17 protein-coding genes and 2 pseudogenes are annotated in these 26779 nt (G+C 67.9%); 5 read left to right on the top strand and 14 right to left on the bottom strand.

Translation table 11 applies throughout. The features are described from left to right. Positions 1 to 6: 6 nt before the first annotated feature. From AC3DE2_RS19095 to pilG, 6 genes and pseudogenes are all read right to left on the bottom strand, one after another. Entirely contained in the window at positions 7 to 1311 is a 1305-nt protein-coding gene (locus AC3DE2_RS19095; RefSeq protein ID WP_488427424.1) for a chemotaxis protein CheB, read from the bottom strand. After that, positions 1298 to 2533, bottom strand: a pseudogene (locus AC3DE2_RS19090) (response regulator); the annotation flags it as partial. The pseudogene AC3DE2_RS19090 and the gene AC3DE2_RS19095, both read right to left, overlap by 14 nt. A gap of 773 nt (positions 2534 to 3306) precedes the next feature. Next, a pseudogene (locus tag AC3DE2_RS19085) lies at positions 3307 to 7435 on the bottom strand (Hpt domain-containing protein); the annotation flags it as partial. 89 nt (positions 7436 to 7524) lie between these two features. Continuing rightward, positions 7525 to 9561 carry a methyl-accepting chemotaxis protein gene (locus tag AC3DE2_RS19080; RefSeq protein WP_295375342.1) on the bottom strand — a complete coding sequence of 679 codons (2037 nt, stop codon included), beginning with the start codon at positions 9559 to 9561 and terminating at the stop codon, positions 7525 to 7527. Between the two features lie 37 nt (positions 9562 to 9598). Continuing rightward, on the bottom strand, positions 9599 to 10132 hold the full coding sequence (locus AC3DE2_RS19075; RefSeq protein ID WP_295375344.1) for a chemotaxis protein CheW: 534 nt from the start codon (positions 10130 to 10132) through the stop codon (positions 9599 to 9601). Between the two features lie 43 nt (positions 10133 to 10175). Further along, entirely contained in the window at positions 10176 to 10577 is a 402-nt protein-coding gene (gene pilG / locus AC3DE2_RS19070) for a twitching motility response regulator PilG (RefSeq protein ID WP_141455768.1), read from the bottom strand. Positions 10578 to 10806: 229 nt separating this feature from the next. Between pilG and gshB the strand changes: the two genes are divergently transcribed. Both gshB and AC3DE2_RS19060 read left to right on the top strand, forming a co-directional pair. Further along, positions 10807 to 11754 (top strand): glutathione synthase, encoded by a 948-nt coding sequence (gshB, locus tag AC3DE2_RS19065; RefSeq protein ID WP_295375348.1) that lies wholly within the window; start codon positions 10807 to 10809, stop codon positions 11752 to 11754. Between the two features lies 1 nt (position 11755). Further along, positions 11756 to 12631: an energy transducer TonB gene (locus tag AC3DE2_RS19060; protein WP_488427423.1), complete on the top strand. Its 876-nt coding sequence runs from the start codon at positions 11756 to 11758 to the stop codon at positions 12629 to 12631. A 118-nt stretch (positions 12632 to 12749) separates the two neighbouring features. Here the strand turns inward: AC3DE2_RS19060 and AC3DE2_RS19055 are convergent, their stop codons facing one another. Both AC3DE2_RS19055 and AC3DE2_RS19050 read right to left on the bottom strand, forming a co-directional pair. After that, positions 12750 to 13451 carry a hypothetical protein gene (locus AC3DE2_RS19055; protein WP_488427422.1) on the bottom strand — a complete coding sequence of 234 codons (702 nt, stop codon included), beginning with the start codon at positions 13449 to 13451 and terminating at the stop codon, positions 12750 to 12752. Between the two features lie 72 nt (positions 13452 to 13523). Further along, complete coding sequence (locus AC3DE2_RS19050) at positions 13524 to 13688, bottom strand: class IIb bacteriocin, lactobin A/cerein 7B family (protein WP_488427421.1); 165 nt, start codon at positions 13686 to 13688, stop codon at positions 13524 to 13526. 368 nt (positions 13689 to 14056) lie between these two features. Between AC3DE2_RS19050 and AC3DE2_RS19045 the strand changes: the two genes are divergently transcribed. Then, the gene (locus AC3DE2_RS19045; RefSeq protein ID WP_488427420.1) at positions 14057 to 14425 is read left to right on the top strand and encodes a helix-turn-helix transcriptional regulator; all 369 of its coding nucleotides are present in this window, start codon (positions 14057 to 14059) and stop codon (positions 14423 to 14425) included. A 55-nt stretch (positions 14426 to 14480) separates the two neighbouring features. Here the strand turns inward: AC3DE2_RS19045 and tsaB are convergent, their stop codons facing one another. The 4 genes from tsaB to mrcB are packed head-to-tail and all read right to left on the bottom strand — an operon-like array spanning position 14481 to position 20228. Then, positions 14481 to 15206: a tRNA (adenosine(37)-N6)-threonylcarbamoyltransferase complex dimerization subunit type 1 TsaB gene (tsaB, locus tag AC3DE2_RS19040; protein ID WP_488427419.1), complete on the bottom strand. Its 726-nt coding sequence runs from the start codon at positions 15204 to 15206 to the stop codon at positions 14481 to 14483. Beyond that, positions 15203 to 17203 carry a DNA repair helicase YoaA gene (gene yoaA / locus AC3DE2_RS19035; RefSeq protein WP_488427418.1) on the bottom strand — a complete coding sequence of 667 codons (2001 nt, stop codon included), beginning with the start codon at positions 17201 to 17203 and terminating at the stop codon, positions 15203 to 15205. Before yoaA ends, tsaB begins: the two co-directional genes overlap by 4 nt. Before the next feature lie 2 nt (positions 17204 to 17205). Beyond that, on the bottom strand, positions 17206 to 17814 hold the full coding sequence (locus tag AC3DE2_RS19030; protein WP_488427417.1) for a hypothetical protein: 609 nt from the start codon (positions 17812 to 17814) through the stop codon (positions 17206 to 17208). Beyond that, positions 17811 to 20228, bottom strand: coding sequence for a penicillin-binding protein 1B (mrcB, locus tag AC3DE2_RS19025; protein WP_488427485.1), 2418 nt, complete (start codon positions 20226 to 20228; stop codon positions 17811 to 17813). The genes AC3DE2_RS19030 and mrcB overlap by 4 nt, the downstream gene beginning before the upstream one ends. A 198-nt stretch (positions 20229 to 20426) precedes the next feature. On the opposite strand from mrcB, the gene AC3DE2_RS19020 reads away from it, so the two are divergent. Both AC3DE2_RS19020 and AC3DE2_RS19015 read left to right on the top strand, forming a co-directional pair. Then, positions 20427 to 21614 (top strand): glycosyltransferase family 4 protein, encoded by a 1188-nt coding sequence (locus tag AC3DE2_RS19020; protein ID WP_488427416.1) that lies wholly within the window; start codon positions 20427 to 20429, stop codon positions 21612 to 21614. A gap of 15 nt (positions 21615 to 21629) precedes the next feature. After that, positions 21630 to 22943, top strand: coding sequence for a glycosyltransferase (locus tag AC3DE2_RS19015; RefSeq protein WP_295382555.1), 1314 nt, complete (start codon positions 21630 to 21632; stop codon positions 22941 to 22943). Here the strand turns inward: AC3DE2_RS19015 and AC3DE2_RS19010 are convergent. Continuing rightward, complete coding sequence (locus AC3DE2_RS19010; RefSeq protein ID WP_488427415.1) at positions 22915 to 24501, bottom strand: hypothetical protein; 1587 nt, start codon at positions 24499 to 24501, stop codon at positions 22915 to 22917. The genes AC3DE2_RS19015 and AC3DE2_RS19010 overlap by 29 nt on opposite strands. A 20-nt stretch (positions 24502 to 24521) precedes the next feature. Further along, positions 24522 to 26684, bottom strand: coding sequence for a bifunctional (p)ppGpp synthetase/guanosine-3',5'-bis(diphosphate) 3'-pyrophosphohydrolase (locus AC3DE2_RS19005; RefSeq protein WP_295382553.1), 2163 nt, complete (start codon positions 26682 to 26684; stop codon positions 24522 to 24524). Between the last annotated feature and the right edge of the window lie 95 nt (positions 26685 to 26779).

Raw genomic sequence — 26779 nt, 5'->3', positions numbered from 1 at the left:
GTCTCCTCAGCTCCAGCGTTGGGTCAGTTCTCTGGCCATGTCGATGGGCGTCGCCAGTTGCCCGCCGCGCGCGGCCAACGCGTGCGATGCGGTCGGGTCGTAGCACCCCTCCGGCGCCTGTCCGGTCACCCAGGCACCCTGCTCCGCCAGCGGCCATGCCGCATCGACCCACTGGCCGTCGCTGCCGCTGAGCAGCAACACCGCGCTGTCACGCGGCGGCAGTTGCAGGATCGCGGCATCGAGCGCGCCCTGCGCGCGGAAGTCCACCGCGCCCTGCTCCACACCGATACCGACGTCGCCCGGCAGCACATACACATGCCCTGGCTCGGCCGCATGCCCGGCCTCGGCCAGCATCACCGGCATCGTCGAGACCCTTGCCATCTGCCGCACCAGATTGTCGTAGCGCCCACCATCCAGTTTCAGGTGGATGATCAGCGGACGCCCGAACTCCGAAGGCAGTTCGGCCAGCAGCTTGCGGATCGCGTCCGGACCGCCAATGCCGGCAAACACCAGCACCGCGCCCGGTGCGCGCGCACCGCCGGCGGCGGAGACCGCGTGATCCAGCGGCTCCAGGGACAGTTCCCACTTCGAGGCGACCGGCGCGTCGGCGATTGCCTCGGCGGACGGCTTGGGTGCAGACGGTGGCGCGGGTTCGGAGGTCACCGGTTCCAGCGCCAGATCCCACACCGGCGCGATGGCCGACGGCGGTGCGGGACCGTCCACGGCGTCCATGGGTGGCTCCGCCTTCGGCGCCGCGTTGCGCAGCCATTCGTCCGCATCGATCACCGCCGACTGGGCGGCCGTGGATGGCGGGCGATAGGCGAAATCATCGTTGGGCAGTTCCCAGGCCCGGTCCACCGCTTCATGCAGGTGCGGCTGGATCACGGCATCGGCGTGCATCTGCGCGGGGGTGGGCGGCAGGCCCGGTTCCAGCGCCAGCGAAGCATCTTCTTCGCGGCCGGGCGGCAGTACGTCGTCATGGCCGTTGATCTTGGCCGCGAGGTGACGCGCCCAGCGGCGCGCCTCCCAGCCGTCGCGGCGCGCGGCCAGTTCGGCTTCCTCGAAGATCACCGCGATGCCCGGATCGCCCAGCAGCACGTCGAAACGCGCGAGGCTGTCCTCGATGGCCGGTTCCAGCGCCACCAGCACGACTTCCGGCGCGGCGTCGCCGACCGCCTGCACGTCGACCGCGCCGGGATCATCTTCCAGCACGATCTCCGCGCCGACTTCATGCAGGGTGCTGCGCAGGCGTTCCCTCGCCGGCCCGGGACGCGCCAGCAGCGCGACACGCTTGGCTTCATTCACGGACACGTGCGATTCCCAGCAGATCGTAGACGTTGCGCATCAAATCCAGTTCCTGGTACGGCTTGCCCATGTAACGCTGCACGCCGATGTCGAACGCACGCTGGCGGTGCTTGTCGCCGGTACGCGAGGTGATCATCACGATCGGCACGTCCTTGAAGCGCGGGTCGGCCTTCATCGCCGTGGCCAGCTCGTAGCCGTCCATGCGTGGCATTTCGATGTCCAGCAGCATCAGGTCCGGCACCCGGTCTTCCAGTTTCTCCAGTGCTTCCACGCCGTCGCGGGCCACGGTGACTTCGAAGTTGTGGCGTTCCAGCACGCGGCCGGTGACCTTGCGCATGGTCAGCGAGTCGTCGACCACCATCACCAGCGGCACGCGCCGCTGCTCCTGCACCGGCGCCGCCGATGCCGGCTGCTGCGGCTGGGCCAACTGGCGGCGCACCAGCGGCGCGATGTCGAGGATGACCACCACGCTGCCGTCGCCGGTGATGGTCGCGCCGTAGATGCCGGGGACGGACGCGATCTGCGGACCGACCGCCTTGACCACGATTTCGCGGTTGCCCAGCACGTGATCGACCGCGACCGCCGCGCGCATGTCGCCGGCGCGAATCAGCAACAGCGGAACCTGCGCCTCGCCCTCGGCGCGCGCCGGCGCATGGCCGACCAGGTGGCCGAGGTTGTAGAGGGTGTATTCCTCGCCGCCGTAGAGATAGCCGCCGACACCGGATTCGAAGCGCTCGTGGCTGATCCGGCCGATGCCGCTGACCGATGCCACCGGCACCGCGAACTGGGTCTCCCCGATCTGCACGAACGCGGCCTGGGTCACCGCCAGTGTCTGCGGCAGGCGCAGGGTGAACTCGGCGCCCTCGCCCTGGCGCGACGCGATGTCAAGCGAACCGCCGAGCTGGCGCACCTCGTTGTAGACCACGTCCATGCCGACGCCGCGGCCCGCCAGCTGGCTGACGCTGTCGTAGGTGGAGAAGCCCGATTCCAGGATCAGGCGGTCCAGATCGATGTCGTCGATCACCGCGCCCGGCTGCAGCAGGCCACGCTGCTCGGCGCGCTCGCGGATTGCCGCACGGTTCAGGCCGGCGCCGTCGTCACGTACGCTCAGCACCATTTCCGACCCTTCACGGCGCAGGTTGACCTGCACCGTGCCTTCTTCCGGCTTGCTGGCCGCGGCGCGCTGGTCGGGTGATTCCAGGCCATGCGCGACTGAATTGCGCAGCAGGTGCTCCAGCGGCGCGGTCATGCGTTCCAGCACGTTGCGATCCATTTCGCCGTGGGTACCTTCCAGCAACAGGCGGACCTGCTTGCCGGTATCGGTCGCGGCCTGGCGCAGTACGCGTCGCAGGCGCGGCACGATGCCCTCGAACGGCACCATGCGCGCGCGCATCAGGCCGTCCTGCAGTTCCGAACTCACGCGGGACTGTTGATGCAGCAGGCTGTCGTAGTTGCGCGCCAGGTCATCCAGCACGCCCTGCAGGCCGCTGATGTCGGCGGCCGATTCGGCCAGGGCGCGGCTGAGCTGCTGGAGGGTGGAGAAGCGGTCCAGCTCCAGCGGATCGAAGGTCGCGTCCTGGTGATCCTGTTCGCGCTGGTAGCGCGCGACGATCTGCGCCTCGGTCTCCAGATCGAGACGACGCAACTGGTCGTGCAAGCGGATGTTGGTGCGCTCCAGCTCGGCCATGGCGCCACGGAACGCGCCCAGCTGCTGTTCCAGGCGGGCGCGGTAGATCGCCACTTCGCCGGCGTGGTTGACCAGGCGGTCCAGCAGGTCCGCGCGTACGCGCACCTGCTCCTGCTGGCTGTGCGGGAAGAACTCCTCGTCCTGCGCGAACTCGGTTTCCACCGGCGCCGACAACGGCGTGAGGGTGACCGGCGCGCGCGGCGGTTCGGCCCGGCGTTCCTGCGCCACGGGCGCCTCGAGCCCGCGCGCGTGCGCGGTGAACTCGGCGATCAGTCCGTCGGGAATCCGCACGGTACGGCGCGCGGATACCCGCTTGAGCTGCTCATGCAGGGCATCGAAGCCGCGCTCGAGCAACTGCACGCCGCGCCGATCCAGCTCGGTGCGCTGGGCGACGATCGATTCCAGCATCGACTCGATCGCGTGGCCGAGATCGCCGACCGCGTGGATGCCCGCCATCCGCGCGCCACCCTTGAGCGTGTGCAGATCGCGCTGCAGGCCGGTCACCAGGCTGCGGTCCTCCGGCGTTTCGCGCAAGCGCGCCAGCAGGTCGTCGGAGTGATCCAGCAGGTCGTTGCCTTCCTCGATGAAGATCTCGACCAGATCCAGATCCAGGCCGGCCAGATCGAGGGCGTCTTCGGGCTGCTCTTCCATGGGCAAGGCCTCGTCGGATGCCGGTATCGCGGTCTCCTCTGCCGATGCGTCCACCATCGCCGGCGCGTCGCCGGCCATGGGGACTTCATCGACCTCGGCATCCACCACGGCTTCCGCATCTGTTTCGATGGAGACTTCGACGGGAATTTCGGCGTGTTCTTCGGCTTGCTCTTCGACTTGCGTTCCGGCTTCGGATTCCACAACGGTCACGGCTTCATCGGCAATGGCTTCGCCAAGGCCGGCCTCGGTCTCGACGGCCGGTTCCCCGTCCTGCGGCATCAGCGCGTCGCCAGCCTCGCCTGCGTCGGCGGCAACGGCCTCCACATCGGAACCCGCTTCGATTCCGGAAGTGGCGGCATCGTCCGCCTGTGCCTCCGGTGCCGCGATTTCGTCCACGATGAAAACAGCTTCCGGTTCCTGCGTGGCCGGGATCGCTTGCTCGACGCCAACTGCCTCCGTCGGCGTCTCGCCCGGGTCTTCGGCAAGGTCGGATGCGGCGGTGGCCGCTGTGGCAGCGCCGCTTTCCAGCGCGATGCTTTCCCATACCAGGGCATCGTCGGCCGGTACATCAGCCGTCGCGCTTTCGCTGCCGGCCTGCGCGATCCCATCGGACTCAAGGCCGATATCGCCGTCGCCCATTTCGCCCGTCACTTCGAAGCCGGCTTCCTCGATCACCAGCGCATCGTCGGACGCGGTAACGGACAGGTCCTCGACCGATTCCGGGATGAAGCCGTCCGTCCCGGCCTGCGCGGGCGTTGCCGCACCGGAACCCGTGCCGGCGGCCACGGTGGCGGCATCGGCCCAGGGCGTGTAGGCGTACGACGTGCGCACGTCATGCGCATCGTAGAAATCGATGCTTCCCGCAGTGGCCGGCACGCCGTCCGCGCCTTTGGAGCCGGTTGTTCCATCCACGGCGACCGCGGCCACCGGTTCCGCCACCGTGGGCGTCTCCAGCACGACGTCCGGCGCGGACGCTTCTGCGGATGCTTCTTCGGCTGGCACCGTGTCCAGCACCACCTGCGAAGAGTCGGTCCAGCCGGTGGCGCCGAGCGCTTCGGCCTGGGCCGGCTCGATGAACCGGGACAGATCATGCGGCGCGAGTTGCACGTCCTCCAGCGGCGCGGGAGGCGCGATCGCGGACAAGGTCTCGACATACGTGCCCTGCGCGCTGTCGTTCACCGTCTGCGCACCTGCACGCACCTCCGGGAGGCTGTCGCGGAGCGTGGCCAGCCGCGCCGACAGTTCCGCGAACACCGGGATGCGCGGCGATGGCGCCTTGAGCGCCGTGATGCTGCGCGTGATCGCGGCAGCGGCGTCGGCCAGTGCCTGCACGCCCTCCGGCACCGGGGTGTCGCCAGCGGCCAGCAGGCGCTTGATGTACTGCTCGGCCGGCGCGGTGACCTCGATGATCTCGGGCACGTCCGCCATCGCGAACGCACCGTTCATCGTGTGCATCGCGCGCAGCAGCGGATCGGTCGCCGGCCGCGGCGCGATCCGGGCCGCGGACAGCCAGCCATTCACGGTTTCCAGATGGGTGCCGACCTCGGCCTCCAGGATCTCGCGCAGGACCGAATCCACCGATGCGGGCGTGCCGTCCAGGATTTCCGGTTCCGGTTCCGGTTCCGGTTGCGGCGTGGCCGCGTCGCCCATCGGATCCAGCGATCCGGCGGACTCGTCGAAACCGTCGTCCTGCGCCGCCTCTTCGGAAGCTGCCCTGCGGCCATCCTTCGAATAGAACACTTCCTCGCCGGCCGCGACCTGATCGGCCACGGCCTTGATGCCTTCCAGATCCGCGGTGACCGGCGCTTGCCCGCGGAGCGCCGCGTTCAACTGCGGCAGCGTTTCGCAGGCCTGCTCCAGCAGCAAGGCCACCGCCATGCTTGGCGCGCGCGTGCGATCGAGCACGCGGTTCAGCATGTTTTCGACTTTCCAGCTGAATTCGCCCAGCACCTTGGCGCCGACCAGCCGGCCGCTGCCCTTCAGGGTATGGAACACCCGGCGGATCGGGCGCAGGCGCTCCAGATCTTCCGGCACCATCCGCCAGGCCGGCAGCAGCTGGCGCAGGTTGACGATTTCCTCGTCGAATTCCTCCAGGAACACTTCCCGGATCTCGTCGTCGATATCGCCCGCATCGCCTTCGAAGCCACCCGCCATCGGCGTCACCGCCGCAGCCGGCAAGGGTGCGGACGGCGCGGACGGCATGTGGGCGACCGGATGCGATGCGTGCGCGTCGGCCGTCGGAGCCAGCGCGCTCGCCGCGGCATCGATGTCGGCCATCACCGCGGCCAGCCCGGCGTCTTCGCCATCGGCAGCGGATTCGGCTTCGCGTTCGACCGGTTCCCAGTTGACCGGCACGCTGCTTGCCGGCAGCGGCGCTTCCTCGGTGAATTCGAAACCCACCGGATCGAAGGGATGGGCCTCGGCCGTGGCGTCTCCAGCCGCAGCGGCAACCATGGGCGCCGCGACCTCGTCGACCGATGCGACCGTCGGGGATGCATCCATCGGCATTTCGACGGATGCGGCGACCGGCGCTTCGTCCGGCAGGGGCCAGTAGCGCAGGTTTTCCAGGCTGCTGCGGGTGATTTCCAGGATGTCGTCACGGTTGGGGCGCCGCTCGCGCAGCGCCTCCAGGTAATACTCCAGGCTCGCCAGCGCGTCGGCCAGCGTGTCCAGCTGCTGTCCGCCCGGCACACGGCGCTTGCCGATCAGTTCGTTGCTGACATAGCGGCGCACACCCAGCAGGTAGTCGCCCGCCTGATCCAGCTCCAGCATGCGCATCGCGCCCGCGACCTCGTCCAGCAGGCGCGGCACTTCGGCCAGCTCGGCGTGATCCCAATTGGTTTCGATGAAGGCAACGAACTTCTCGCGTGCGGAGGCGAAGTTGATGATCGCTTCCTGGGCCAGCACCTCGACCGTGCGCTGCGATTCGACCGCGCTGGGATCCTGCTGGCCTTCGTCCGTCGGCCCGCCCAGGCGCGCGACCTGGTCGTCCAGCGACGCATCCACGTAGAGCAGCGCGCCGGCGATGTCCAGCAGGGTGCCCTCGTCCGCTTCGCGGCGACCCTCGGCCACGTCGCGCAGTGCGTCGCGCTGCTGCTGCACCACGTCGCGCGCCACGCCCAGGCCCATCATGCCGAGGGTGTCGGCGACGTTGCCCAGCTCCGACACCTGCTGTTGCAGCGAAGCGGCGTCGCCGCGCGTGCGCAGGTGCAGATCCAGCGCGTCCTTGACCCGCAGCAGTTCCTCCTTGACCGCATTGCCGACCGTGTCGAGCAGTTCGCGGTTGCGGCCGCTGATGCTGCTGCGCGCGTGATCGATCTCCTCGGCGCTGGGTTGCGGCGCCGCGGCCGCCTGTGTTCCCGGCGGGAACAGCATGCTTTCGTTCAGGCCCGAGGCGCCGCGTGCATTGCGGATCTCGTTGAGCAGCGGCAGCAGCACGATCGGGATGTCGCGATGGCCGTCCTGCAAGCGCTCCAGATAGTCCGGCAGCAGCACCGCGCCGCGCATCAGGGTGGCGCACGCCTCGTCGCGGTCGGCGACGCTGCCTTCCTGCAACGCCTGCGCCAGTTGTTCCAGTTCCTCGGCCACCATCGCCGGGGCATACAGCTCCACCATCCGCAGGGTGCCCTGCACCTGGTGCAGGTAACCGGCGCAGAAACGCATGCGGCCGGTATCGGCCGGCGTCTCGACGAACGCCTCGATCTCGCCGCGCGCCAGGCGCAGGGTTTCGTCCAGTTCGGGCTTGACCCATCCCAGGACGGCATGGCTCATGGCCTCGCGCAACGCGCTCATCGGCACGCTCCGTCAGCAAGCGAGCGGCAACCCGTCGGGAACAGGTGCCATGCGGTGGAAATTCGGGCTTTCATCCGTGCGTTCCGTCCTCAGCCCGGCAGTTTGAAGTCGGCGACCGAGCGGCGCAGGTCCGCCGCCAGTTGCGCCAGGTGGCCGATCGAATCGGCGGTCTGCTTGGCGCCCAGCGAGGTCTGCGATGTGATCTGCCGGATCACGCCCATCGTTTCGGTGATGTCCGTCGCGGCGGCGGACTGCTGCTGGGCCGCGCCGGAGATGTTCTTGATGAGGTCGTTCAGATCGCTGGACACGCGTTCGATTTCGCCCAGCGCCGTGCCGGCGTCCTCGGCCAGGCGAGCACCGGAGACCACTTCGGCGGTGGTCTGCTCCATCGAACTGACCGCCTCGTTGGTGTCGGCCTGAATCGCCTGCACCAGCGACTCGATGCGGCGGGTCGCGTTGGAGGTGCGTTCGGCCAGGCGCTGCACTTCGTCGGCCACCACCGCGAAACCACGGCCGGCCTCGCCCGCCGAGGCGGCCTGCACCGCCGCGTTCAAGGCCAGGATGTTGGTCTGTTCGGAAATGTCGTTGATCAGTTCCACCACCGAGCCGATTTCCTGCGAGGACTCGCCCAGCCGCTTGATGCGCTTGGAGGTTTCCTGGATCTGGTCGCGGATCTGGTCCATGCCGCGGATGGTCTCGCGCACCACGCCGGCACCCTCGGTCGCGATCTGCACCGAGCGCTGCGCCACGTCCGCCGATTCGGTGGAGTTGCGCGACACCTGATCGATGCTGACCGCGATTTCGTTGATGCGCTCGGACGCGGTGGTGATCTGGTCGGCCTGGTGGCCGGCCGCCTCGGCCAGCTGCAACGCGGTGGCCTGGGTTTCCTGGGTCGAGGCCGCCACCTGCACCGAGGTGTCGTTGATGGTGGTCACCAGGTTGCGCAGCTCGTCCACGGCGTAGTTGATGGCGTCCGCGATCGCGCCGGTCATGTCTTCGGTCACCGAAGCCTTCACCGTCAGATCGCCTTCACCCAGCGAACTGATTTCATCCAGCAGCCGCATGATCGCCTGCTGGTTGCGGCTGTTGAATTCCACCTGGGTCTGGTAGCGCGTTTCCTGCTCGCGCTGGCGGTTGCGGTACAGGCTGAACAGGAAGCCGGCGATCGAGACCAGCAGCAGCGCGCCGGCGCCGACCGAGATCCAGAAGTTCGGGAACAGGCGGGTGTCGCGCACCGAGCCGAACGCGGTGAACGCCTCGAACAGGCGGGTACTGTCCTGCAGCATCTTGCCGGCGCCATTGGTCAGCGCGGCGGCCGAGGACTGCGCGCCGAACAGGTTCTTGGAACTGCCGAGAATGGCGTCCAGGTCCTTCTTCATGTTGTTCCACAGCGCCTGCGACTGGTCCAGCGCGGCCAGCGCGCCGGGGCCGCGGACCGCGGCGATGCCCAGGTCGGGATTGCCGTTGCGCAGGCCGTCGAGCACCTGGCCGAACAGCACCGCGTCGCGGCCGAGCGCGTCGCCGGCCATTGCCGCGCCCGCGCCACCGGCGCGGATTTCGGTGACGCGACGGGCCATGGTGCCGGCCAGCACGACCTGCTGCAGGGCGCTGTAGATCTGCGAGGACGGCGCGCCACTGGCGGACATCGCGCGCACCACTTCGTTCAACTGCGCCTGCAACTGCGGAATCTGGCCGGCGAAGCGGTCGGCGTTGCCCGACAGCGCGAGCACGGCGGCTTCACTGGCGATGATCTGGTCGGCGCTCTTGTCCAGCGGCGCCCAGGTCGTCTTCAACTGGGTCAACGGGCCGACGATGGCGCCTTCCTTGCCGAACCGGCCTTCCAGCTCACTGACCGTGCTGTCGATGCGTTCCTTGGTCGAACGGAACGACTTGAACGCCTCCGCGTTGCCGGCCACGGCCTCGCGACCGTAGTTGGCCAGCTGCTGCGACAGCACGCGCATGTCCGATGCGCCGGTGCTGGCGCCGGACAGGCGACTGCCCTGCCAGGTGGCGACGCCCGTATTGGCGCCGAACAGCAATACCGCAATCACCAGCAGGACCAGCCAGGACGTGCTGCCCAGGCCGCCCAGCTTGCTGGTGTTGGGGGAATCCGCCGCAGTGCTCATCTTCCAAACCCCTGGCTGTTTCTAGTTGTCGTCCGCGTCAGAGCGCGGCTTGTCGGAACTCCGGCGTCCGCGCCAGCAACGACAGCGCGAACACCCCCCAATCGTGCTCGTCGCCGTGATAGGCACGGTCGACGAAATATGCGTAACGCCCTTCGGCCAGGCTCCCCGGCTCGGTCCGCTGGGCTTCGTTGAAACTGCGCTGCCCGTACAACTCGTCGATGGTCAGGGCGACGTCCCCGCCGGGCTGGCGCATCACCAGCACCCGCTGTCCCTCGTGCAACACCGTGCGCTCGCCCTCCAGGAACTGCTTGAGGTCGACCACCGGGAACAGGTTGCCGCGCAGGTTGCCGATGCCCAGCAGCCAGGGCTGCGCCCCGGGCACCTGCGTCATCGGCGGCAGCGGCACGATTTCCACCACTTCCGCGAAATTGGAGACCAGGCGGCGCTGGCCGACCCGGTAACCGACGCCGCGCCACTGATCCGGCGACTGCTCGACGGCGGGCAATACGACCGCGTGCGCCAGGCTGCGGCGCTCATACTCGGCAAGAATGTCGAACGGTGTACGACTCATGGGCCGCTCCCAGTGCGCGGTGTGGCGGTCGGCGTCACGAAGTTCAGGTACTGACGTGCGCGCGGATCGCGCCGAGGAGTTCCTCGCGCGTGAACGGCTTGGTCAGATACTGCTCGGATCCGACGATCCGGCCCCGCGCCTTGTCGAACAGGCCATCCTTGGAGGACAGCATGATCACCGGCGTGCTCTTGAACACCTGGTTGTTCTTGATCAGCGCACAGGTCTGATAGCCGTCCAGCCGCGGCATCATGATGTCGACGAAGATGATCTGCGGCTGCTGGTCGGCAATCTTGGCAAGCGCCTCGAAGCCGTCCGTCGCGGTCACAACCTCGCAACCTTCACGTTTCAATAGGGTCTCCGCGGTGCGGCGGATGGTTTTCGAGTCATCGATAACCATGACCCGGAGGCCATTGAGTTCCCCGGCCCGGTCAGCGTTCTGCGTCATTACTTGAATCCCCGTGCGCGCGACGCTTCATTGACCAACCGGCGTCGCTGCGATGTCCCCTATATTCCAGCCCGGGCGCGGACTGTCAAGTTGAGGCTCCGGAAAGGCCCTGGCTGAACACGGCGATGCGAACCCGGTCTCATTTGGACCGTCGCCGTTCCCGGCGGCCCCGGCGGGCGGGCCTGCTACCATCGCGGCACCTCCCGCACCGGTTCGCCGCTCCCCCGCCATGCCGTTCGATGTCATCGTCGTCATGGACCCCATCGGGTCCATCAAGATCGCCAAGGACACCACCTTTGCCATGCTGCTGGAGGCCCAGCGCCGCGGCCATCGGCTCCACTACGTGGTGCCGGGCGGCCTGTCCCTGCGCGGCGGCGAGGCCTGGGCGCGCACCGCGCCGCTGGCGGTCAAGGATGACAAGGCCGGCTGGTTCACCCTGGGCGAACCGGTCGACCAGCGCTTCGGCCCCGGCCAGGTCGTGCTGATGCGCAAGGATCCGCCGGTGGATTCGGAGTACCTGTACGACACCCACATCCTCTCGGTGGCCCAGGCCGCCGGCGCCCTGCTGGTCAATGACCCGCAGGGCCTGCGCGACTTCAACGAGAAGCTGGCCGCCCTGCTGTTCCCGCAATGCTGCCCGCCGACCCTGGTCAGCCGCGACGCGGTCGCGCTCAAGGCCTTCGTCCACGAGCATGGCGAAGCCGTGCTCAAGCCGCTCGACGGCATGGGCGGACGCTCGATTTTCCGGGTTCGCGCCGGCGATCCCAATACCAACGTCATCCTGGAAACCCTGGTCGGTCCCGGCCACCTGGCCCTGGCCCAGCGCTTCATCCCCGGCATCAAGGACGGCGACAAGCGGGTCCTGCTGGTCGACGGTGAACCGGTGGACTACGCGCTGGCCCGGATTCCGCAGGGCGACGAGTTCCGCGGCAATCTGGCCGTCGGCGGCCGCGGCGAGGGCCGCCCGCTCAGCGACCGCGACCGCTGGATCGCCAGTCAGGTCGGGCCGGAGATGAAGCGCCGCGGCATGCTGTTCGTCGGCCTGGACGTGATCGGCGACTACCTGACCGAAGTCAACGTCACCAGTCCGACCTGCGTGCGCGAGCTGGATGCCCAGTTCGGCCTGAACATCGCCGGCCAGCTGTTCGACGTCATCGAGCGCAAGCTGGCGGGCTGAAATGAACGCGGTCGCCGTTGCCCCGCCCCGCGTCGGCGAGAACGAGCGCCTCGGCGCCACTCTGGCGCTGTCGCTGATCCTGCACGGGATGCTGGTGCTGGGCGTGGGCTTCACCCTGGACGAGGCCGCGCCGGTGGTGCCGACCCTGGACGTGGTGCTCAGCCAGACCCAGACCCCGCTGACCCCGAAGGAAGCCGACTTCCTGGCCGCCGCCAACCAGCAGGGGGGCGGTGATCACGACAAGGCGCGCCGGCCACGCGACAGCCAGGCCGGCTGGGTTCCCCAGCAGGAAACCGGCCTCGCGCCGCAGCCGCTGCGCGCGCAGTCGCCTACCGCCGCACCGCCACCGGAAGCGCGCGTCATCGCCACCCGTGACAGCCAACAGCAGGTGCCGCCCGCCGAATCCACGCCCCCCCTCGAACGTCCCGATCTGCCCCGGGGCGACCGCAAGATTGAACACGATGCCGAGATGGCGCGGCTGGCCGCCGAGATCCACCTGCGTTCCGAGTTGTACGCCAAGCGACCCAAACGCAAGTTCGTTTCCGCCAGCACCCGCGAATACGCCTACGCCAACTACCTGCGCGCCTGGGTCGATCGCGCCGAGCGCGTGGGCAACCTGAACTATCCGGACGAAGCGCGCCGCAAGCGCCTGGCCGGGCAACTGGTCATCAGCGTCGCCGTGCGCCGCGATGGTTCGGTCGAACAGACCCGCATCATCCAGTCCAGCGGCATCCCCCTGCTCGACTCCACCGCCCTGCGCATCGTGCGCATGGCCGAACCGTTTCCGCCGCTCCCGGAAACCGACGAGCACATCGACATCCTGCACGTCACCCGCACCTGGAATTTCCTGCCGGGTGGTGAAGTGCGGGATGAGTGATCCACATGCCGCATACACCACGTCGGACGCTGGCGGTACCTGAAATCACCGCCGCGAATCTGATTCACCAGGGATGATTCGCGGTAAATCCACGATAGGCCTGGTTACGGGCGCGCCCTCAGGCTGGCTTTTTCGAAAGCCGAAGCGCCCAGAACCACTGGAATGCCAGGGTCGCGACAAGCATCGCAACAGGAACGAAGATTCGCGACACCGGGACGACTTCAAACCACTCAAGCCCCAGATACCAACGATAGGCAAAAATCGGAACCATCAAGAAGCCCAAACCGCATATCGCGATTTCCGGATCATTCCGCCTTCCCATCAGGAAGCGGAACCCGCGCCCGGGGACGCCGAACAACCGCCCCAGCAATCCCGAAGGCCCAGGCTCGCGCACCCTGTCTTCATACCACCTCAGCCTGATTATCAGATTCATCCAGATCATGACTGATGTGAACACGAGAAAGACCTGGGCGCTCCCCCCAAGCAGCAGAACCACATCCACGCTGATTCCCGCATCCAGAAGCGTGCGCGCCAACGGGTTGGCTTCATGCTCCAGATCCGGGGAATGAACTAGGGTCGCGCAAACGTCGAAGACCGCTCCCCCAACGATGAATGCGATTCCTGCGACCAGCAACGGGCTGACACGGCCATCTTTCCACTTTCGACAGAACCCGAGGGTCAGGAGCGCGCAGGCCGCCAGTCCCAGGAAGCCGCACGCCATCAGGGCGATCTTTGCATTTTGGGGCCCGTCGAACATGCATGCCCCGACCAAGATGGTGGTAAATCCCGCGACGACGTAAAACATTCGATAGAAATTCATTTCCGCCCCCATGCAAGACCATCCCGCCATGCGAAAGACATGGCAAGGATGGAACGCGGACAGAAGACCTGCTTACTCAGGAACGACCTTGGTATCCGAGGGCGTCTCCCCCTTTCGCAGCCCGCCGGTGGTAGCGCACCCGCCGGTCGCCAGCGCAATGCCAATCGCGATCAAGGCGGGGAAGAAACCACCCCCGACTTCTTCGACTTCTTTCGTTGTCAATTCACGCATTTCCATGTTCCTTTCGAGTGGCGCAAACCCTGCGCCCGGGCTTTGACCAAGACCGCGAACCATCATTCGCGCCGACCAAGGACCCTCTTTTCCGTGTCGTTCATCGAAACGTCAATTAACATTGAAATTTGACCCACGAATCAACAGTCGACAAGCGCCGCTCTTGAAACTCCAAATCCGCCATCACGGAAATCTTATAAATACATATTCTTGGCATTTTCCCCCGAGAAAAATCGACTTCATATCGCCATCAACAGGCAATCAGAATGGATGAATGGCAAACAGTTGTTTCAGCTTGAACGTCAATGTTAATTGCATCATTGCGCAAACAAGGACTAGCCTCGCTATCGTTCCTCCACTCTTGAGAAAACGATATGAAACTCACTTCGCGCATTCGCCAGGCACGTCATCACGCCGGTTTTTCCCAGCAGGAAATGTCCGAACGCATCGGGGTCACCCGTGGCGCGGTGGCGAACTGGGAATCGCACGGCGACATCGCGCCGACGGTGGCCCACATGCTGGAACTGGCGCGCCTGACCGGCGTCAATTTCGAATGGCTGGCTACCGGCCAGGGGGCGATGACCGCTGCGGAAAGTGCCTCCGGCGATGATCGGCCGGCGGGCGACGTCGTCCGTGACGGCGACGAGCGCTGGCTGCTGCAGTTGTTCCGCGAAGTGCCGAAGCGGCAGCGTCCGCTGCTGCTGGATGTCGTCGAGGTGCACGCGCGCAAGCGGCAGGCGTGATTCCACCCGCGTGCCCGCATTCTCGTGCGGGCGCGCCGAGTGCGGACCGTTGTTTCTACCTGGATGCCCGCAGGGCTTCCTGCTCGGCCAGCGTCAACGCGACATTGTCGCGCAGGTAGGCGGGCTCCACGCGCTCCGGCACGACGGTTTCCCCGCGCGCGTAGGCCAGCGATGCCAGCTGCGCGAGATCCGAGGCATGCGGCAGGACCTGCGCGTCCAGGCTGGCCAGGTGCGGTTGCAGGCGTGCCTGCAGCGCACCATCGAGCGCGGCGAAACCGGTACCGGCGCCATGCCAGCGACCGTCCTCGTCCGGCAGCGTGACCGCATCGGGCACGCAGACGGTTTCTTCCGACAACGCGATCAGATCCGCGCCGTCACGCATGAACGCGCCCGCATAGACTTCACCCATGCGCGCATCAATCGCCGCCAGGATCCGCTGTTTCGAACCGGGCGGCTCGGTTGCGTAGGGCAACACCAGCGACGCCGCCACCACCTTGAGGGTGGAGATCGGCACGATCGGCCTGTCCAGCGCCATCGCGATGCCCTGCGCCAGCGCGATCGCCAGGCGCACGCCGGTGAATGCGCCGGGGCCGCGGCTGATGGCGATGGCGTCCAGATCCGAGCGCGCCACACCGGCATCGGCCAGCAGCGCCTCCGCCCACGGCAGCGCCAGCTCCGCGTGGCGGCGTGGCGCGATCTCGAAGCGCTCGCGCACCTCGCCATCCAGGTACAGCGCGACCGAACAGGCTTCGGTGGCGGTCTCGAACGCAAGCAGCTTCATGACAGGTCCATCTCCCTCTGGCCGACCGATTCTGGCGCAAAGAACGCCTGTACGTCTTCCACCCGTCGGGTCCGCGCGAACGGCGGCAGCGAATCCAGGAACACCCGGCCGTAGGACTTGCCCAGCAGGCGCGGGTCGCACAGCACCAGCACGCCGCGATCGGTCTCGCTGCGGATCAACCGGCCCACGCCCTGCTTGAGCGCGATCACCGCCTGCGGCAGCTGCTCGTCGCGGAACGGGTTGCCGCCATGCCGGCGGATCGCGTCCAGCCGGGCTTCGAACACCGGGTCGTCCGGGGCGGCGAATGGAAGCTTGTCCACCACCACCACCGACAGGGCATCGCCGGCCACGTCCACGCCTTCGCGGAAACTGGCCGCTCCCAGCAACACGCCGTTGCCCGATTCGCGGAATTTCTGCAGCAGCAGCGCGCGCGGTGCTTCGCCCTGCACGAACAGCGGCCACGGTCCGCCACTCAGCAGCTCCGCGGCCTCGCGCAGCGCACGATGCGAGGCGAACAGCAGGAACGCGCGTCCCTGCGACGCCTGCAGCACCGGCTTCACCGCATCGATGACGGCTCGGCCGAAATCGCGCGAGCCTGGGTCCGGCAGGTTGCCGGGCAGATAGCACAACGCCTGTCGCGGCCAGTCGAACGGACTGGGCTGCAGCAGCGTGGGGGGATCCTCCAGGCCCAGGCGCTCGGCATAGTGTTCAAAGCGCCCGCCCACCGCCAGCGTCGCCGAAGTGAACACCCAGGCGGCGCGCGACTGCTCGCGGTGCTGTCGCAGGGGCGCCGATACGTCCAGCGGCGTGCGCTGGCAACGGAAGCCGCGCTGGGTGAGCTCGTACCAGAACACATCGCCGGCGTCGTCGTGTGCTCCGTCGTCATCGTCCTCGAAGCCGGGGATCGCCTCGCCCTCGCCTTCACCCAGCCAGCGTGACAGCCGCGTGGACAGTTCGCGCGCGCGCGCGGCGCAGGCATCCAGGCCGATCGAGGCCTCGGCCATGCCGACCACGCACTGGAACAGATCCGCCAGCGCTTCGACTACGTTGTCGAATCCCTCGCCTACCTCGACCTTGCCCAGCGCGCGCTCGCGGGTGCCGCGCACCGGCAGGCCTTCCATCGCCAGCCGCAGGTCGCGCAGGGCCTGTTCCAGCCGCTGGACCGGCGCCTGCATCGCCGCGAGCGCGCCGGGCACGTCCTTGCATTCGCCCAGGCAGTCGCGCGCGAGCTCCTGCAGCGGTCGCATGCCGAAGCCTTCACCGAAGAAGTTCGCCGCGAGTTCGGGCAACTGGTGCGCCTCGTCGATCACGAAAGCCTGCGCGCCCGGGAGGATCTCGCCGAAACCCTCCTGCTTCAGTGCCAGGTCGGCCAGCAACAGGTGGTGGTTGACCACCACCAGGTCGGCCGCCTGCGCGCGCTGGCGCGCCTGCACGACGAAGCAGTCCTCCCAGAACGGGCAGTCCGATCCCAGGCAGTTGTCCACCGTGGAGGTGACCATCGGCAGCAGGGGCGAGTCATCGGGCAGGGTCGCCATTTCGGCCATGTCGCCGAACTGGGTGCGTCCGGCCCAGGCCACGACGCGCTGGAACTGGTCGACCTGCTCGCGCGAGGTGAAGCGCGGCTCGCCCTTGGCCTGCTCCAGCCGGTAGCGGCACAGGTAGTTGGCACGTCCCTTCAGCAACGCGGACTTCAGGCCGACACCGAGCGCGTCGCGCACGCGCGGCAGATCCCGGTGATAGAGCTGGTCCTGCAGCGCGCGGGTACCGGTGGAGACGATCGTCTTCAGGCCGGACAGCAACGCCGGCACCAGATAGGCGAAGGTCTTGCCGGTACCGGTGCCGGCCTCGGCGATCAGCACGTCGCGCTGATCGAAGGCATCGGCGATCGCACGCGTCAGGCGCTGCTGCGCCTCGCGGGGAACGAAAGCATCGAGACGGCTGGCCAGGGCGCCGCCCTCGCTGAGGGCTTCGCAACTGGCTTGGGCAAGCTGTGACATGCCTACATTCTATTGATGCCGGGTACCGTGCAGGCGTCGAACTGCTGGCCGGCTTCGGCAATGGCGCGATCCAGCGCGGCCAGCTTCGCCGCCTGTTCGTCCAGTTGTGCCTGGTTGGGCCGCTTCAGCGGCGCCGACGCCAGTTCGCGGCGACGCTCGCGCACCTGGCGCACGGTCTCCCAATGCCGCCGGCACAACGGACCGACCGCGGAACCCAGCCCGGTCGCGCGCGCGGCGAACTGCTCGGCCTGGTCGGGCTCGCCCTGTGCGAGCGCGACTTCGGCGCGTTCCTGCAGCACCGCCGGATCGTCGGCGACGATGCCCAGCGCCAGGTCCAGCGCGGCGGCGGCGGCGGCGGGATTGCCCGCCGTCATGGCCTTGTCCGCGGTCGCGCGCAGATCCTCGACCTCCGGATCGCGCAGCGGCTGGACGTTGAGCTCGCGATCATCGCCGCCCTGCGCGGCCTTGTGCACTGCCGCCAGCATCTGCGCCGGCGTGCGCACGGCGACTGCGGGTGCTTCGGGTTCCGGTGGCGCGGTGACGCAGGCGGCCAATGAAAACATGGCGATGACCAGGACGGTGGTGCGGGGGAACAACAACTTCATCTTCATGGCGGTGATGCGGGTGGGGGAGTGTCTTCGGCGGCAGGCGCCTCGTCGGGTTTCCGATCCAGGCCGAACCAGCTGCGCCAGCCGCCGCTTTCTTCTTCCGGCATCGGGGTTTCGATCACGCAGGCGCTGTAGGCGGGCGCGAAGCCGGCCACGAACGGCAACTGGCGCGCGCCGGGGCAGCCGGGATCGGTGGTGTTGGAACCCACCACCCATTGCCAGTCCAGGCCCTTGCCGGACACGTTGAGCGGCGCGCTGGGCAGGCGCGCGAACAGGTTCGACCACACCCGCATGCCGCCGGTGGCGCCCTGCAGGCCGGTCTGTTCGTTCTTGTCGTTGCCCATCCAGACCACCGCGAGGTGATCGCCGGTATAGCCGGCGTACCAGCTGTCACGGCCATCGTTGCTGGTGCCGGTCTTGCCGGCCGACTGCAAGCGACCCAGGCCGTCGCCGAGCAGTCGCCGGCCGGTACCGTTGCTCACCACTTCCTGCAGCGCCACGCTGATCAGGTTGGCGGCGATGGAATCACCTTCCTGCGCGGGCGCGGGTGTCTTGTCGTAGCGCTTGAGCAGCTTGCCGTTGGGATCCAGCACGCCGCGCACCGCGTGCAACGGCTGGATTTCGCCACCCGAGGCGAGGAACTGGTACAGCTGCGCAATCGCATAGGGGCTCTGATCGGTCGAACCGAGGATGAGCGCCGGATTGGCGTCGGCCTTGACGCCGGCCAGCACGCGCAGCAGTTCGGCCAGCCGTTCCGGCTCCACCTTCATGCCGATGCGCACGGTGGCCTGGTTGTACGAGCGCGCGAGCGCATCGATCAGGCGCACGGTGCCGTGGCTGCGGTTGTCCGCGTTGCCCGGCGTCCAGCGCCGGTTGCGCCCCAGTTGCACGGTGACCGGCGAATCATCGACCCAACTGGCCAGCGAATAGGTATCCGGTTGTGCAAGCGCGAGCAGGTATACGAACGGCTTGAGCAGCGAACCGACCGGGCGCTGCGCTTCCACCGCGCGATTGAAACCCGGCTGCGACACATCGCGGCTTCCCACCACCGCCAACACGTCGCCGTCATGCACGTCGGTCACCACCACGCCGGCCTGCAGCGGCGGCCGGCGTTTGTTCTCCAGCGCCTTGATCGTGCGGGTGACCGCGCCTTCGGCGTAAGCCTGCGCGGAGGGCGACATGCCGGTCAACACGCTCAGGCCGGCGCCCTGCAGCGCGCTTTCCGGATAGTCGCGCGCCAGTTGCCGGCGGACCAGGTCCACATAGGCGGGGAAACGGTTGGCCGCCGCCATGCCGGGAGTCTGGGTGACGCCCAGCGGCGCGGCCAGCGCGCGCTTGTATTCCTTCTCGTCGATGAGCTGCGTTTCCAGCAGCTTGCCCAGCACGAAATCGCGACGCCCCTTCGCCCGCTCCGGGTTGCGGCGCGGATCGTAATAGGAAGGTCCCTTCACCATGCCGATCAGCAGCGCGACCTGTTCGGTGGTCAGCGAATTCAGATCCCGGCCGAACCAGAACTCGGCGCCCGCGGCAACGCCGTGGATGGCCTGGCTGCCACGCTGGCCGAGATATACCTGGTTGAAATAGGCCTCCAGGATCGTGCTCTTGTCGTAGCGCGCCTCCAGGATCAGCGCGAACAGGATTTCATTGAACTTGCGCGAGGGCGTGACTTCCTTGCCGATGCCCAGCAGGCCGCTGCGGGCCAATTGCTGGGTCAACGTGCTGGCGCCCTGGCGGGTCTCGCCGCCGGAACGCAGGGTCACCCAGACCGCGCGCGCGATGCCGCTCAGATCGATGCCGTGGTGATCCTTGAAGTCGCGATCCTCGACCGCCTGCAGGCCGGTCACCAGCAGCAGCGGGACTTCCTTCAGCCGGACCAGCCGGCGTTCTTCCTGCTTCTGTCCGTACAGGGTGGCGATGCGTGCCGGATCCAGCCGCGCCGCCTTCAGGTTCTGCCGGCGATCGACGTCGCGTACCCCGGCGACCCGGCCACCGGACAGGCTGACCTGGACCCGGCGCGGCGCCACCTGTCCATCGACGTCGACATAGCCGCGGCTGGAGATGGTGAAGCGACCGCCTTCGCGGGCATAGGTGCCCGGCAACTTGCCGGTGCCGTCCTCGCGGTAGGACGCGGCGGCCAGTTCGGTGTTCAGGGTCTGGGCATCCATCGCCACGCCCGGCGACAGCGCCAGCGGGCGCGCATAGACACGCGTGGGTACCTGCCAGCGCAGTTCCCCGAATCGCTGGGTGACCTGGTGGTTCAGGTACAACGTATACGGAATCAGGAATCCCAGCCCCAGGCCCAGCGCTGCTAGGCCCCAGGTGATCAGCCGCTGGCGCCAGACCGGGCGGCCTTCGGTGTCGTCCTCGTCGTACTCGTAATCGTCTTCGTCGTCGTAGTCGGTATGGGCCACGGGGATGCGACAATGGGAATTCCGGGCAGTCTAGCGCAGTCCCGGCAAACCCAAGGGCCCCGAACGCCCGCGAATTCAGTGTCCACCCAGCTACCCATGTTCCCATTGACGGCTTTCCATTGGCATCGCCTGCTTTCCAGGCTGCATCGCATGCGCCTGGTGCTGGCATCCCGGGGGTTCGGTGGGCTGGCAGGCAGACTGGGAGTGGACTCCACTGTCGCACCATCCGTCCATCGGTTGCCGCCGGAACCGCCGTTCGCGCAGACACTCGACCCGCGGGACCGCCTGCTGGTGATTGACGGAAGCCTGCCGCGCCCGGACCGCGACTCGGGCTCCGTGCGCATGCTCGGTATCCTGCGCCTCCTGAGGCAGGCGGGGCTGGAGGTCGATTTCCTTCCAGAGGACGGGCAGGAACATGGTCCCGATGCCGATGCGCTGCGTGCAATGGGCGTCCGCGTCCTGGGACGGCGCTGGGCAATCTCTCCCGCGCGCCGCCTGCTGCGTTCCGCGCCGTACGCCGGCGCGCTGGTGTGCAGGTATCACCTGGCCCGCTACTGGTTCCCGTTGTTGCGACAACACGCATCATCGACCCGCCTGGTTCTCGACACGGTCGATCTGCATTTCCTGCGCGAAGGCCGGGAGGCGGAACTGCTGGGCAAGCCCGCACTGGCGCGCCTGGCACGCGCAACCCGGAAGCAGGAGCTTTGCCAGATCAGGAACGCCGACGTCACCTGGGTGGTCAGCGAGGTGGAGCGCCAGCTCCTGGCGGAGCTGGTGCCCGCTGCAAGGATTGAAGTCGTTTCCAACATCCACCGTCCCAGCTCGCAGGTATGCGCATTCGCGCAGCGGCAGGGCGTGCTGTTCGTGGGTGGCGGACGGCATCCGCCGAATGCCGACGCGGTCCGGTGGCTGGTTTCCGGCATCCTGCCGCGGTTGTCACGCGGCACGGAACCTGAGATCGACATCCATCTGGTGGGCGCGGGCCTGCAGGAAGCGCTGGCGGGCCTGGACTTGCCGGCCTGCGTGCACGTGCACGGCCATGTACCGGATCTTTCACCATTGCTCGGAAAATGCCGCGTTGGCGTGGCGCCGCTGCGATTCGGAGCCGGAGTCAAGGGCAAGATCAACCAGTACATGGCGCACGGACTGCCGACGGTAGCGACATCGTGCGCCGCCGAGGCCATGTACCTGAGCGATGGAAACGACGTACTGCTAGCGGATGACGAGTCCGGTTTTGCCGCCGCAATCGAACGGCTCCACGCGGACCAGGATCTGTGGGAACGCATGTCCCTGAACGCGCTGGCCAGCGTGGCGCGCCATTTTTCCGAGGAAGCGATGATGCCGGCCATCCTGCGCACGTTCCCTTCTTCCACCCATCCACCGCGTCAATGAAAGAAAAACGATGACATGCGATTTCTCCTGATCGCCTACGAGTTCCCGCCAAGTCCTTCGCCCCAATCGCTTCGCTGGGCATACCTGGCGCGCGAACTGGTGGCACGCGGCCATCGGGTCAAGGTCCTGACCATCCATCTGGGCGGCGAAACGCCCGGCTTGCCGGAACTTCCGCCTGCCCTGGAAACGCATCGCACCTTCGCCGGTCCCGTGCGGGGACTGCTGGCCCACCTGCGTGATCGCAGGCAGTCACGTCCCGCACCCGCGTCGACAGACAACGGGCACGCCGCGGCCGTTTCGCCGTTGCGCCCGCCTCGCAGTTGGAAACAATCGCTCTCGGAAGCCGCGCAGGGCTTCGCCGCCCGCTTCGTGTTTCCGGATGTGCGCGGTGAATGGTTTCCCTGGGCCAGGCGGGCGCTCATCCGGTGCCTGGAGGAATTCCATCCTGACATCGTCATCAGTTCCCACGAACCGGCGACATCGCTGGAACTGGGGTTGATTGCCAAGGCAAGGGGATACCGCTGGATCGCGGACCTCGGAGATCCCGTGCTGGCGCCCTATACACCCGCACGCTGGCATGCCCGTGCACTCCGGGTGGAACGCGAAACATGCCGCGGGGCCGATCACCTCATCGTCACCCATTCCGGTGCCGCCGGCCTGCTTGCGAACCGCCACGGCCCGCGATCCGGCGTCACTGTCATCTCCCAGGGCCATGCATCGGGATCGGCGCCCCCCCCCACGGATACTCCGTTCGATCCCCGTCGCCTGGAATTGCTCTACACCGGCAGCTTCTATCACTTCCGCAAGCCGGACGATCTGGTGGCCGCGATTGCCGCGCATCCCGGGGCGAGGCTCAACATTGCTTCGGTCACCGTTCCGGAATCATTGCTGCGAGCCGCGGAAGCGCTGCCGGGGCAGGTTCGGCTGTTCGGCTTCCTCCCGCATCGACGTATTCTTCAACTGCAAGGATCCGCCGACGTGCTCATCAACATCGCCAACGATGATCCTGGGCAGGTACCCGGAAAGCTCTACGAATACCTGGGTTCGGGCCGGCCCATCCTGCACATCGCCCGCCAGCACGACACCAGCGCCGAACTCATCGCCAGCCTGCGGCGCGGATGGGTCAGTGATGGCTCTTTGCCTTCGTTGCAGCGCTGGTTCGATCAGGCAATCGAATTGAAGTCGGCCAACAGGCTGGAGCAAGGCCTCGACCTGGGTCCTGAATCCGTCGAAGGCTACAGCTGGCCTGCGCTTGCGGCGCGCCTGGAGGCAATCGCGGAACAGGTGCTGCGACAACCCGCTAGCGCTGCGCCTGCCGCGCCAGCCTGACCCGCTCGGCGAAATCCGCCAGTCCGGGCGCGCGTCCGTCAATGCCGCGCGCTTCGTCCAGCGCCTGCGCGGCGAAAACGACATCGCCGGCGCCCAGGCGCTCATCACCCACCGCGATCCATTTCTGCGCCATGCGCCGGCGCGCTTCCACCAGCGCCGGGTCACCCGGACGGATGGTCTGCCAGGCCGACAGGCACGACTGCGCGCGGCGTACCCGGTTGCCGCGCCATTCCTGTTCAAAACATTGCTGCGCCGCCGCCAGCACGCGGCTCGCGGCACGCCGGACACGCGGGTCATCCGGCGCCAGCGCCTGCGCCGCGCGCAGCCTGTCATAGGCGCTTTCGCCCGGCGGCGTCATCCAGTCGCCGCGTGCCTCGGCCTGCGCCATGCCGGCCAGCAGGCTTTCCATCCGCCGCTGCCTTTCACGCGGTGGCAGCGACGGCGGCAGGTTGGCATGGGACGCGCGAACCCGCTCCAGGTACTGCGATGCCTCGCGAACCGCCGGCAACTGCGGCGACAGTTCCCGCGCCCGCGCCAGCGCGGCTTCGGCCTGTTCGAAATGGTAGTCGCCGGCCTGGCGTCGGGCGGCTTCCGCGAGTGCGGTCGCCACCCGTTCGATGCCCTGCCGTGCGCGGGCGTCCTCGCCCGCGGCGGACTGCACCACCCGATAGCCTTCCGCTGCGCTGGCCAACCGTCGGCGGCGCAGATCGGCATCGGCCCGCTTGAGGCGCTGATCGATCGCGCGCGCCAGTCCCGCCTGCGCGGCCGGCAGATCCACGTGCCCGCCGTCGTAGCCGCGAACCTGGGCTATCAGGCTTCCTCCCGCGGCGAGATCTCCTCGCGCCATCATCGTGTCGGCCTGTTGCAGCAGGTCGCTGAGGATGTCCTCGCGCGCCTCCAGTGCCTCGATGCGGTTCGGCTGCAGCGCCAGCACGCGCTGGAACAGCGGCAAAGCGGCGGCGGGATCGCCATCGAGATGACCCGCCGCCTGTGCGGTCCGGGCCTGGCGCAGCAGCGATTCGATGCCGGCGTCGGCGGCTTCACGCTGGCGCAGCTGTTCGGTCACCGCGGCGGCCTCGGCGCGCGGCACCTGCAATTCGTTGGCCAGCGCCAGCGCCGCGTGCGCGGCGGTGAAATCATCGCGGGCGGTCGCGCGTCGGGCCTGCTCCAGCGCGGCCCTGGCCACCTGCGCCAACCCGTCGCGCGCTTCCGCGCGGTCGCCGTCCAGCGCCTGCGCCGCCTCGAAATACTGGCGCGCGCCGGTGCCGTCGGGCGCGCTCAACCGATCGGAGCGCAATGCGGCATGACCCTGGTCGAGCAATTGCTGGATGCGGGTATCCGGCCAGAACAGGTTCGCCAGCGGTTGCCGGAACACGGTCAGCAGGATCACCAACGCCACCACGACCAGGGCGCCCCAACGCCAGGTCCGTCGTGCCCGCCACAATGGCGGACCGTGGCGCGGCGGCCCGGGCTCGTTGCGGAAACGCAGGTGTTCCCAGTCGGCGATCGGCTCGATACGGCCGTCCTGGCGGGGCTGCTCGTGGTTGTGCTCGGGCATCACCGGCCCAGCATAACCACTCAGGCTGAACGTCGCGCTTCCTCGACCCCCGGCAGCGCATCCAGTTTACCCAGCAGAGTCGACAACTGGCCGAAGTCGGCGACCTTCAGCCGCAGGCGCAGGTGCACCCGGCCGCTGGCGCCGGCCTGGTCGCTGTTGATGCCCAGCACGTGGGCGTCTTCCTGCGCGATCAGGGTGGTGATGTCCTTGAGCAGCCACTTGCGATCGATCGCCCGCACCTGCACGTCCACCTCGTAGCCGCCCCCGGTCTGGCCCCACTCCACCGGCAGCACGCGCTGCGGGTTGGCCGCGGCCAGGCGCTGGAAGGCGGTGCAATCGGTCCGGTGCACGCTTACGCCCCGGCCACGGGTCAGGTAGCCGCTGATCGCCTCGCCCGGCACCGGTTGGCAGCAGCGGGCCAACTGCACCAGCAGGTTGCCCACGCCTTCGACGGTGAAACGGGACTTGGAGGGCGGCGCCGGTTTGCGTCCGCCCGGCTTGCGCAGTGGCAGCGACGACGGCGTGGCCGGCTGCGCGGCGGCGCGCTGTTCCTCGTGCAGCGCGCGCACGACCTGATTGGGCCCGACATCGCCCAACGCGACCTGGATGTGCAGTTCCTCCACGTTCTCGGCGTGGAACTTCTTCGCCACGCCGGAAAGATCCGCGTGGTGCAGGCCGAGGCGCTTGAGTTCCTTTTCCAGCAACTCCCGGCCGGCCTGCAGGTTGCGTGCGCGATCGAGCTTGTGGAACCACGCGCGCACCTTGTCGCGCGAGCGGCCGGAAGCCAGGAAGCCATTGGCTGGCAGCAGCCAGTCGCGGCGTGGCTCGCCGGTCTTGGAGGTCATGATCTCGACCCGATCGCCACTGCGCAGGGCATGGTTCAGCGGCACGATGCGGCCGTTGACCTTGGCCCCGCGGGTGCGGTGGCCGACCATCGTGTGCACGTGGTAGGCGAAATCCAGCACGGTGCCGCCATGCGGCAGGTCGATGACTTCGCCCTTCGGCGTCAGGACGTAGACCCGATCCTCGACCAGTTCCGAATCCAGATCGCCGGCCAGCCCGGCGCCTTCGCCGCCCTCCTGGGACTGGTCCAGCAGGCGTCGCATCCAGGCGATCTTGCGATCGAAAGCGCGATCGCCGCCGCCTTCCTTGTAGCGCCAGTGCGCGGCCACGCCCAGTTCGGCCTGGGCATGCATCTCGTGGGTCCGGATCTGCACTTCCAGCGTGCGTCCTTCCGGGCCGACCACGGCGGTGTGCAGGGAGCGGTAGTCGTTGGCCTTGGGCCGGGCGATGTAGTCGTCGAACTCGCTCGGTACCGGCGCCCATAGCGCATGCACCACGCCCAGCGCGGCGTAGCAGGCCGCGATGTCGTCGACGGTCACCCGCACCGCGCGCAGATCATAGAGTTCGTCGAACGAGACCTGCTTGCGCTGCATCTTCCGCCAGATGCTGTAGATGTGCTTCGGGCGGCCGCTGATTTCAGCCGCGATGCCGTGCCCCGCCAGTTCCAGGCGCAAGGTCGCCTTGACCGCTTCGATGTAGCGCTCGCGCCCGACGCGCTTCTCGTCCAGCTGCGCGGCGATCTGCCGGTAGGTGTCGGGTTCCAGGTAGCGGAACGCCAGATCCTCCAGCTCCCACTTCAATTGCCAGATGCCGAGCCGGTTGGCCAGCGGTGCATGAATGTCGCGGGTCAGGCGCGCCAGCGCGCGCCGTTGCGATTCTTCCAGCAAGCCGGCGTTGCGCATCCGCGCCAGCTGCCGCGCCAGCAGGATCGGAACGACACGCAGATCGCGCACGATCGCCAGCAGCAGGCGGCGCAATCCTTCATTGTTCGCGCCGCGATGCTGTTCGGCGTGCAGTGCCCACACTTGCGCGGCCGCCTGCTGTCCCTCCAGCAGATCGACGATGCCCGCGGGCAGCACGGCGGGCTTGCCGCCCGGTGCGGGTTCCGGAGAGGGCAACGCGAACAGCCAGGCCGCGGCGATCACCTCGCCATCGGCGGACAGCGCCACCAGCGTTTCCAGCGTGTCGGCCAGCACCGTCGGTGGATCCTGCAACGGCAGTTCCGGCTCGGGCCAGGCCGCGATGCGCATGGCGACGAGTTCCCGCGATGCCACTGGAAGCACCGCGGCCGAGGGCCGTTGCAGCAGTTCCAGCAAAGCTTCGCGCGGGACGGGGAACACGATCGGATCCTGAGGGCGGGATGTCAGTACGTTACCCGCACGCACGGCCGGCGAACAGCCTCACCGCGCATTCCGTTCATGCCCACCGGTTGTGT

Source organism: Pseudoxanthomonas sp. 68-E7, assembly GCF_057773145.1.
The sequence above is the reverse complement of the archived record's forward strand: the minus strand, read 5'-3'. Positions and strand labels throughout refer to the sequence as shown.

What these genes read in the sequence shown, in the direction of transcription:
- AC3DE2_RS19080 (WP_295375342.1), bottom strand. Translation starts at nt 9,561, where the DNA reads ATGAGCACTGCGGCGGATTCCCCCAACACCAGCAAGCTGGGCGGCCTG.
- AC3DE2_RS19075 (WP_295375344.1), bottom strand. Translation starts at nt 10,132, where the DNA reads ATGAGTCGTACACCGTTCGACATTCTTGCCGAGTATGAGCGCCGCAGC.
- pilG (WP_141455768.1), bottom strand. Translation starts at nt 10,577, where the DNA reads ATGACGCAGAACGCTGACCGGGCCGGGGAACTCAATGGCCTCCGGGTC.
- gshB (WP_295375348.1), top strand. Translation starts at nt 10,807, where the DNA reads ATGCCGTTCGATGTCATCGTCGTCATGGACCCCATCGGGTCCATCAAG.
- AC3DE2_RS19060 (WP_488427423.1), top strand. Translation starts at nt 11,756, where the DNA reads ATGAACGCGGTCGCCGTTGCCCCGCCCCGCGTCGGCGAGAACGAGCGC.
- AC3DE2_RS19055 (WP_488427422.1), bottom strand. Translation starts at nt 13,451, where the DNA reads ATGAATTTCTATCGAATGTTTTACGTCGTCGCGGGATTTACCACCATC.
- AC3DE2_RS19050 (WP_488427421.1), bottom strand. Translation starts at nt 13,688, where the DNA reads ATGGAAATGCGTGAATTGACAACGAAAGAAGTCGAAGAAGTCGGGGGT.
- AC3DE2_RS19045 (WP_488427420.1), top strand. Translation starts at nt 14,057, where the DNA reads ATGAAACTCACTTCGCGCATTCGCCAGGCACGTCATCACGCCGGTTTT.
- tsaB (WP_488427419.1), bottom strand. Translation starts at nt 15,206, where the DNA reads ATGAAGCTGCTTGCGTTCGAGACCGCCACCGAAGCCTGTTCGGTCGCG.
- yoaA (WP_488427418.1), bottom strand. Translation starts at nt 17,203, where the DNA reads ATGTCACAGCTTGCCCAAGCCAGTTGCGAAGCCCTCAGCGAGGGCGGC.
- AC3DE2_RS19030 (WP_488427417.1), bottom strand. Translation starts at nt 17,814, where the DNA reads ATGAAGATGAAGTTGTTGTTCCCCCGCACCACCGTCCTGGTCATCGCC.
- AC3DE2_RS19015 (WP_295382555.1), top strand. Translation starts at nt 21,630, where the DNA reads ATGCGATTTCTCCTGATCGCCTACGAGTTCCCGCCAAGTCCTTCGCCC.
- AC3DE2_RS19010 (WP_488427415.1), bottom strand. Translation starts at nt 24,501, where the DNA reads ATGCCCGAGCACAACCACGAGCAGCCCCGCCAGGACGGCCGTATCGAG.